The 6,602-nt window shown below is 63.4% G+C and carries 8 protein-coding genes; all 8 read right to left on the bottom strand.

Going from position 1 to position 6,602, the window contains the following annotated elements; translation table 11 throughout:
* Positions 1-137: glyceraldehyde 3-phosphate dehydrogenase NAD-binding domain-containing protein (locus Q8J98_RS07185; protein ID WP_305185107.1), on the bottom strand; the 137-nt coding region annotated here is incomplete at its 3' end.
* An 89-nt stretch (positions 138-226) separates the two neighbouring features.
* A complete protein-coding gene (locus tag Q8J98_RS07180) occupies positions 227-370 on the bottom strand; it encodes a hypothetical protein (RefSeq protein WP_305293754.1) in 144 nt (47 codons plus the stop codon).
* A gap of 359 nt (positions 371-729) precedes the next feature.
* Complete coding sequence (locus tag Q8J98_RS07175; protein ID WP_305293753.1) at positions 730-1,809, bottom strand: flagellar motor switch protein FliG; 1,080 nt, start codon at positions 1,807-1,809, stop codon at positions 730-732.
* Between the two features lie 53 nt (positions 1,810-1,862).
* Positions 1,863-2,021: a hypothetical protein gene (locus Q8J98_RS07170; protein WP_305293752.1), complete on the bottom strand. Its 159-nt coding sequence runs from the start codon at positions 2,019-2,021 to the stop codon at positions 1,863-1,865.
* A gap of 75 nt (positions 2,022-2,096) precedes the next feature.
* On the bottom strand, positions 2,097-3,401 hold the full coding sequence (purB, locus tag Q8J98_RS07165; RefSeq protein ID WP_305293751.1) for an adenylosuccinate lyase: 1,305 nt from the start codon (positions 3,399-3,401) through the stop codon (positions 2,097-2,099).
* 102 nt (positions 3,402-3,503) lie between these two features.
* Positions 3,504-4,562 (bottom strand): hypothetical protein, encoded by a 1,059-nt coding sequence (locus Q8J98_RS07160; protein WP_305293750.1) that lies wholly within the window; start codon positions 4,560-4,562, stop codon positions 3,504-3,506.
* A gap of 152 nt (positions 4,563-4,714) precedes the next feature.
* On the bottom strand, positions 4,715-6,124 hold the full coding sequence (gene glnA, locus Q8J98_RS07155) for a type I glutamate--ammonia ligase (RefSeq protein WP_305293749.1): 1,410 nt from the start codon (positions 6,122-6,124) through the stop codon (positions 4,715-4,717).
* A 63-nt stretch (positions 6,125-6,187) separates the two neighbouring features.
* The gene (locus Q8J98_RS07150; RefSeq protein WP_305293748.1) at positions 6,188-6,526 is read right to left on the bottom strand and encodes a P-II family nitrogen regulator; all 339 of its coding nucleotides are present in this window, start codon (positions 6,524-6,526) and stop codon (positions 6,188-6,190) included.
* Positions 6,527-6,602 lie beyond the last annotated feature (76 nt).

The following is a 6,602-nucleotide window of genomic DNA, read 5'->3' as shown; positions in this document are numbered from 1 at the left end:
AGATGCGCGTTGGTCTCGACCGGGCCAAGGTCGTTGATCGCCACCACCCGAATGTCATTGCGCCCCGATTCGATGATCGCGCGGAGCACATTCCTGCCGATCCGGCCAAAGCCGTTGATTGCAACTTTTACTGTCATCGCGCCCTCCTGAGGTGCCGCGCCAGGCTTGGCGCATTCGCCGCTAACTTCGTAATTTCGGCACAAAGGTCAACCCCATGGCGTGCCCGCTAACGCCAGAAGGCCAGGTAATCGATGAAATCGATGAATCTTGCGCCGATCAGCAGCAGATGCCCGGTGCCGACAAGGGCAAGGTCAAGCCCGAGTCCCGCGACGATGGCGAGGCCAAGCCAGAATGCGATGCGATCGGTCATGCCGCCCCTCGTTTGCTGACCGCCCGCCCGCGCCCGCCAGACCGGTCGCGCGCCAGCGAACCCATGTGTTGGCACACTCGGCGCGCGGGCTGCCGATGCGCCCGCCGACCACCCCGGTCTGCTCTGGCGCGACGATAGACGATCCGGCGGCGACGGTGTAGCCTGTCACGCCCTTGGGGCGGCGGCGCGCGGCAGGCAGCTGCCATTGCGCCCGCCGCCGCCCGCGCGCGATCTTGCCGAACCGCGCCGCCCGCGCGCCTTGCGACGAAACGCGGGCTCACCGATAGCGGCCTTTGCCACCCGCAGGCGGAACCTGCGGCATCCGGGCGGCAGAAACCCGAGGCCGGGGTTTTGCGGCCCTAACCCTCGTCCTCCGCGATCAGGAATAGCTCGCCCGCAGCTTCCATCTCGCGGATCGCGGCAACCACGGCGGCCATGGCCTCTTCCGCGTCCCGGTCCTTGATCTTGGTGAGCGTGGCCATTTCGTCGCGCAGGTTGGTTGCCATGCGCTGCGAAATGCTGGCAAGGATGAACTCCGAGGTTTTCACATCTTCGCCCTTGGCCCCGGCGAGCGCGGTAACCAATGCCGCCTGGTCGATGTTGCGCAGAATCTTCGGCACATCGCGCGCATCGATCCGCTTCGGGATGTTGGTATAGGTAAAAATCGCCTTGCGCACCTGTTCGGCAAAGACCGCATCTTCCTCTTCCAGCCCCCTGAGCACGGCATCCCGTGTAGCGGCGGCGGAAAAGTTGAGAATCGCGCCAACCCGCTCTACCGGGCCGGAATCGAATGCCTTGGGCGGCACGGCGTCAAGCTGGGCGGCAAGCGAATGGCCGATGCGCAGCACCGTTTCGGGGGCAACATTGCCGGTCAACGATACCGCATAGGCAATTCGCCGCGCCTTGTCGCCGGGCAATTTACCCAGCAATTCAGCAGCCTTGGCTACTGACAACTTGGAAAGCATGACCGCGCCGACCTCGGTGCTTTCCTCTTCCAGCACCGGCAAAAGCTGATCTTGCGAGAGCCCGGATATGCGTTGCCACGGGTCAAGCCGCGAGGCGGACCCGGCGATCCGGCGCAGCCGGTTGGCTGCACTGGCGGAAAGGTGGCCGCCAAGGATCGAGAGCGCGCCATCAAGCCCGCCGTGAAACGCAAGCCCCACCTCTTCCAGGGTCTGGCAGAATTCCTCGACCACATCAGCAAGGGTGCTGCGGTCGATCGTCTTCATCGTTGCCATCTGTTCGGTGAGCGCCGTCTGCACCTCATCGGAAAGCTGCGCCAGTGGCAATGCGGTGCCTTCGGCCAGCAAAAGCCGCACGATCACCGCCGCTTTCTGCTGCCGGGTCAAAGCCGCCCGACCGGGGGAAAGGGCCGGATGCCCCCCGGCCGTGTTGATCGATGCTACCGCGTTCACTGCCGCCCCAGATGCCAGATCCATCAGGGCCAAGCATTGCAGGCGGCGGTTAAGGCGGTGTTACGTTGCGCTTGCGGTCAGCCGGAAATCACACAGCCACCGCCCGGCAGGGCCTGGCTGAGCGTGCCCGGGCAGATCAGGTTTTCGGCAACATGGTCGCCGTTGCATTCCTCGGCGATTGCCGCAAAGGGAAACAGCACCAGCACCAGTGTCGCAACGATCTTCAGCGGTTTCATCGTGGCCTCCTTGATGGTGAACCCGGACCTCAGTTCACCACAGGCGCGGCATAACGTCGCATCAAGCCTGCGTGATTACGCCCCGAACACCCGCGCAAAGATCGTGTTGATATGTTTGGTGTGGTAGCCGAGGTCGAATTTTTCCTCGATCTCGGCAGGGCTGAGTGCGCGGGTCACCTCTGCGTCGGCCAAGAGCTCGGTCTTGAAATCGGCCCCCCGTTCCCAGACCTTCATCGCGTTCCGTTGCACCAGCCGATAGCTGTCTTCGCGCGAAACCCCGGCCTGGGTCAGCGCCAGAAGTACCCGCTGACTCATCACCAGACCCTTGAACTTGTTGAGATTGTTCAACATGTTCTCGGGGTAGATGACCAGCTTTTCAACCAGCCCGGCAAGCCGGTGCAGGGCGAAATCGAGGGTGATGGTGGTATCCGGCCCGATGCCGCGTTCAACGCTGGAATGCGAAATGTCGCGCTCGTGCCAAAGCGCCACGTTTTCCAGCGCCGGGATCACCGCCATGCGTACCAGCCGCGCCAGCCCGGTCAGGTTTTCGCTCAGGACCGGGTTGCGCTTGTGCGGCATCGCCGAGGAACCTTTTTGGCCGGGGCTGAAAAACTCTTCCGCCTCCAGCACCTCGGTTCGTTGCATGTGGCGGATTTCCAGCGCCACGTTCTCGATGCCCGAAGCAATCACTGCCAGCGTGGCAAAATACATCGCATGCCGGTCGCGCGGAATGACCTGGGTCGAAATCGGCTCTGGCGTCAGCCCGAGCATCTTGCAGACGTGCTCTTCCACCGCCGGGTCGATATTGGCGAAGGTGCCGACCGCGCCCGAAATCGCCCCCGTCGCCACCTCGGCGCGCGCCGCGATCAGCCGCGCCCGGTTGCGCGCCATTTCGGCGTAAAATCGCGCGAAGGTCAGCCCCATCGTGGTGGGTTCGGCATGAATACCGTGGCTGCGGCCAATGCGCAGGGTCATTTTATGCTCGAACGCCCGCGCTTTCAGCGCCGCCAGCACCCGGTCAACCCCAGCGAGCAAGATGTCGGCGGCACGCACCAGCTGGATGTTCAGCGCGGTGTCGAGCACGTCGGAACTGGTCATGCCCTGATGCACGAACCGCGCCGCATCGGCCCCGACGATCTCGGCCAGATGGGTGAGGAACGCGATCACGTCGTGCCTGGTGACTGCCTCGATCTCGTCAATCCGCGCTACGTCGAAGCTGGCATCGCTGGCTTTCCACACCGCCTCGGCATTGGCCTTCGGTATCACCCCAAGTGCTGCCTGCGCATCGCAGGCATGCGCCTCGATCTCGAACCAGATGCGAAACCGGGTTTCAGGCGACCAGAGGGCCACCATTTCGGGGCGGGAATAGCGCGGGATCATGGCTTGGGCCTTTCGCGAGCGGGGTCGCGGGCGGTGTAGCCCGCAGGCCCACGCCAGGCAAGCCGCCCGGCCCGAAATTGCCCAAAAGCCCGCAGCGCGGCCTCAGATAAACGCCAAAAGCGCCTGCCCGATGGTCGTGGTGTGGGCGAATGCCACGCCAAACCCCGCCAGCGCCACGCTGCGCGCCGTGGTGGTCATGCTTTCCCGGCCAAGCACGTTGTAGGTCAGCACCGCCACCCCCACCGGCATCGCCACCAGAATGAGCGCGGTGTTGAGCGTGTAGATCGTCACCCGCTGCACGGTAGGTGCCTTTTGCGGTGGCAGCACCTCGGGTTCGGGGTATAGCGCAAGCCGGATGCGCGCCGCCTCGCTCAGCATCGGCTGCGGCACATCGGGCAGGCTGTTGGCCACCGTTTCCGGTTTTGGCGCATCGGCCGCGGCGACCGGCGAGGTGCCGGGACTCGCGAGGCCGCTGACCACATCCTCGACCGGGGCAAAACGGTTGCGCGGGCGCTTTGGCCGCCCTTGCTCGGGCGCGGCGGTGGTCGGGTGCAAGGGCCGCGCTGCGGCTTCCACCGCTTCCATCTTGGCGGCGACGTTGGTTTCCGGCGCAGCCGCCTCGGCCACGGGTGCCGGTTCGGGCATGGGCACCGTTTCGGCCGCCGCCTCGGGCTGCGCGTCGGCTACGGCATCGCCCATGCCGGTCGCGCCCATGTCGGTCGCGCCGCTGCGCATAGCCGCGCTCACTAAAGCATCGAAAGCATCGGGGTCAAAGCCGCCGTCATGCGACGACCAGAGCACCGCCTCGGCGGGAAACGGGCGCTGGATGCGCCCGACGATCGAGCGCAACAACCGCTGAAAGCGCGGCACCAGCGCCTCATCCTTGCCGACTGCCGCGCTGATCGCCAGCGCCACCACCGCGCGGTCCTGCGCGCCGCGCGCCGCACCCGGCTCGGCGGTATCGCCATGCGCGACCACGATATGCGCGCCGTCGATGTCGAACACCGCGAAATCGTCATAGGGACGGTCAAAGGAATAGGGCAGCTGCGGCCGGTTGCGGAACGCCTCGTTGAACTCGGCGACGATTTGCAGGAAACCGTCACTCATTGTTTCACGATACAGCAGTGTTGCCACAAAGGTCGTTACGGGCTCGCCTGACATGAGACTCTCCATGATCGTCTGATTGGAGGTATGCCGTGCGATTATGCCCGCAGTTGGATGCGATTGTGGTTAATTCAAGAACACTGTCGCTCTTTGGTTGCGCATGCAAAAGGGGCACCCGAAGGTGCCCCTGGCAAGTATTGTTGCTGCTTTCAGCAGGAATAGTACATCTGGTATTCCACCGGGTGCGGCGTGTGTTCATAGGCGTAAACCTCTTCCCACTTCAGCGCCACATAGCCGTCAAGCTGGTCCTTGGTGAACACGTCGCCCGCAAGCAGGAAGTCGTGGTCTTTTTCCAGCTCGTAAAGCGCCTCGCGCAAGGAACCGCAGACCGTCGGAATCGAGGCCAGTTCTTCGGCGGGCAGATCGTACAGGTCCTTGTCCGAGGCCGGGCCGGGGTCGATCTTGTGCTTGATGCCGTCAAGCCCGGCCATCAGCAGCGCCGCAAAGCACAGGTAGGGGTTGGCGCTCGGGTCCGGGAAGCGGGCTTCCACACGCTTGGCTTTCGGGCTTTCGGTCCATGGAATACGCACGCAGCCAGAGCGGTTGCGGGCCGAATAGGCGCGCAGCACCGGGGCCTCGAAACCGGGGATCAACCGCTTGTAGCTGTTGGTGCCGGGGTTGGTCAGCGCATTGAGCGCCTTGGCGTGCTTGAGAATGCCGCCGATGAACCACAGCGCCTCCTGGCTCAGGTCAGCGTATTTGTCACCGGCGAAAACCGGCTTGCCGTCTTTCCAGATCGACATGTTCACATGCATGCCCGAACCGTTGTCGCCCTTCATCGGCTTGGGCATGAAGGTCGCGGTCTTGCCATAGGCATGGGCGACGTTGTGGATGACGTACTTGTATTTCTGCATGTTGTCGGCCTGCTCGGTGAGCCCGCCGAAAATCATCCCCAACTCGTGCTGGCAGGTGGCAACCTCGTGGTGGTGCTTGTCCACCTTCATGCCCATGCGCTTCATCGTGCTCAGCATTTCGCCGCGCAAATCCTGCGCCTCGTCGATCGGGTTGACCGGGAAATAGCCGCCCTTGTGCCCGGCGCGATGCGCCTGGTTGCCCATCTCGTATTCGGCATCGGTGTTCCACGCCGCCGCATCGGCATCGATCTGGTAGCCGACCTTGGCCGGGGTGACCGAATAGCGCACGTCATCGAAAATGAAGAACTCGGCTTCCGGGCCGAAATAGGAGATGTCGCCGATCCCGGTCGATTTGAGATAGGCCTCGGCCTTCTGCGCGGTGCCGCGCGGATCGCGGCTATAGGCCTCGCCGGTGTCTGGCTCGACCACGTTGCAATGCACGCACAGCGTCTTTTCCGCATAGAACGGGTCAAGATACACCGAACTCGCATCGGGCATCAGCTTCATGTCGGATTGGTCGATCGACTTCCATCCGGCAATCGAGGAGCCGTCGAACATGAAGCCTTCCTCAAAGAAGTCCTCATCGACCAGATCGGCGCAAAGCGTCACATGCTGCAACTTGCCGCGCGGGTCGGTAAAGCGGATGTCGACATAGTCGACCTCCTCGTCCTTGATCAGTTCCAGAGCCTTGCTAACAGCGCTCATCTTGGTCTCACCCTTTCGCTAGAGTATGTCGCGGGGCGCGCGCGCGCGCGGCACGCCCGAATTTCAAAGTGCCTCGTCGCCGGTTTCTCCGGTGCGGATCCGGATCGCCTGTTCCACCGACGAGACGAAAATCTTGCCGTCGCCGATCTTCTCGGTGCGGGCCGCGCCGACGATCGCTTCAATGGCCGCCTCGACCAACTCATCGGGCAGCACCATCTCGATTTTCACCTTGGGCAAGAAATCGACCACATATTCGGCACCGCGGTAAAGCTCGGTATGGCCCTTCTGGCGCCCGAAGCCCTTTACCTCGATCACGCTCAGGCCCTGAATTCCCGCTTCTTGCAGCGCTTCCTTGACCTCGTCGAGCTTGAACGGCTTGATGATCGCCTCGATCTTTTTCATGGCCCGCGATTCCCCGCCTCAATTGGTTCCGACCCCTCTGACCACTTTCATTCCCGGGGGGCAATCCGCTAGGCTG

The organism is Phaeovulum sp. (assembly GCF_030684035.1).
Lineage (GTDB): Bacteria > Pseudomonadota > Alphaproteobacteria > Rhodobacterales > Rhodobacteraceae > UBA6213.
The sequence above is the reverse complement of the archived record's forward strand: the minus strand, read 5'-3'. Positions and strand labels throughout refer to the sequence as shown.

Bases quoted from the DNA above. Each gene is read 5' to 3' on its own strand.
- Q8J98_RS07150 (WP_305293748.1), bottom strand. From the start codon at position 6,526: ATGAAAAAGATCGAGGCGATCATCAAGCCGTTCAAGCTCGACGAGGTC.
- Q8J98_RS07170 (WP_305293752.1), bottom strand. From the start codon at position 2,021: ATGAAACCGCTGAAGATCGTTGCGACACTGGTGCTGGTGCTGTTTCCC.
- purB (WP_305293751.1), bottom strand. From the start codon at position 3,401: ATGATCCCGCGCTATTCCCGCCCCGAAATGGTGGCCCTCTGGTCGCCT.
- Q8J98_RS07160 (WP_305293750.1), bottom strand. From the start codon at position 4,562: ATGTCAGGCGAGCCCGTAACGACCTTTGTGGCAACACTGCTGTATCGT.
- Q8J98_RS07175 (WP_305293753.1), bottom strand. From the start codon at position 1,809: ATGGATCTGGCATCTGGGGCGGCAGTGAACGCGGTAGCATCGATCAAC.
- Q8J98_RS07180 (WP_305293754.1), bottom strand. From the start codon at position 370: ATGACCGATCGCATCGCATTCTGGCTTGGCCTCGCCATCGTCGCGGGA.
- glnA (WP_305293749.1), bottom strand. From the start codon at position 6,124: ATGAGCGCTGTTAGCAAGGCTCTGGAACTGATCAAGGACGAGGAGGTC.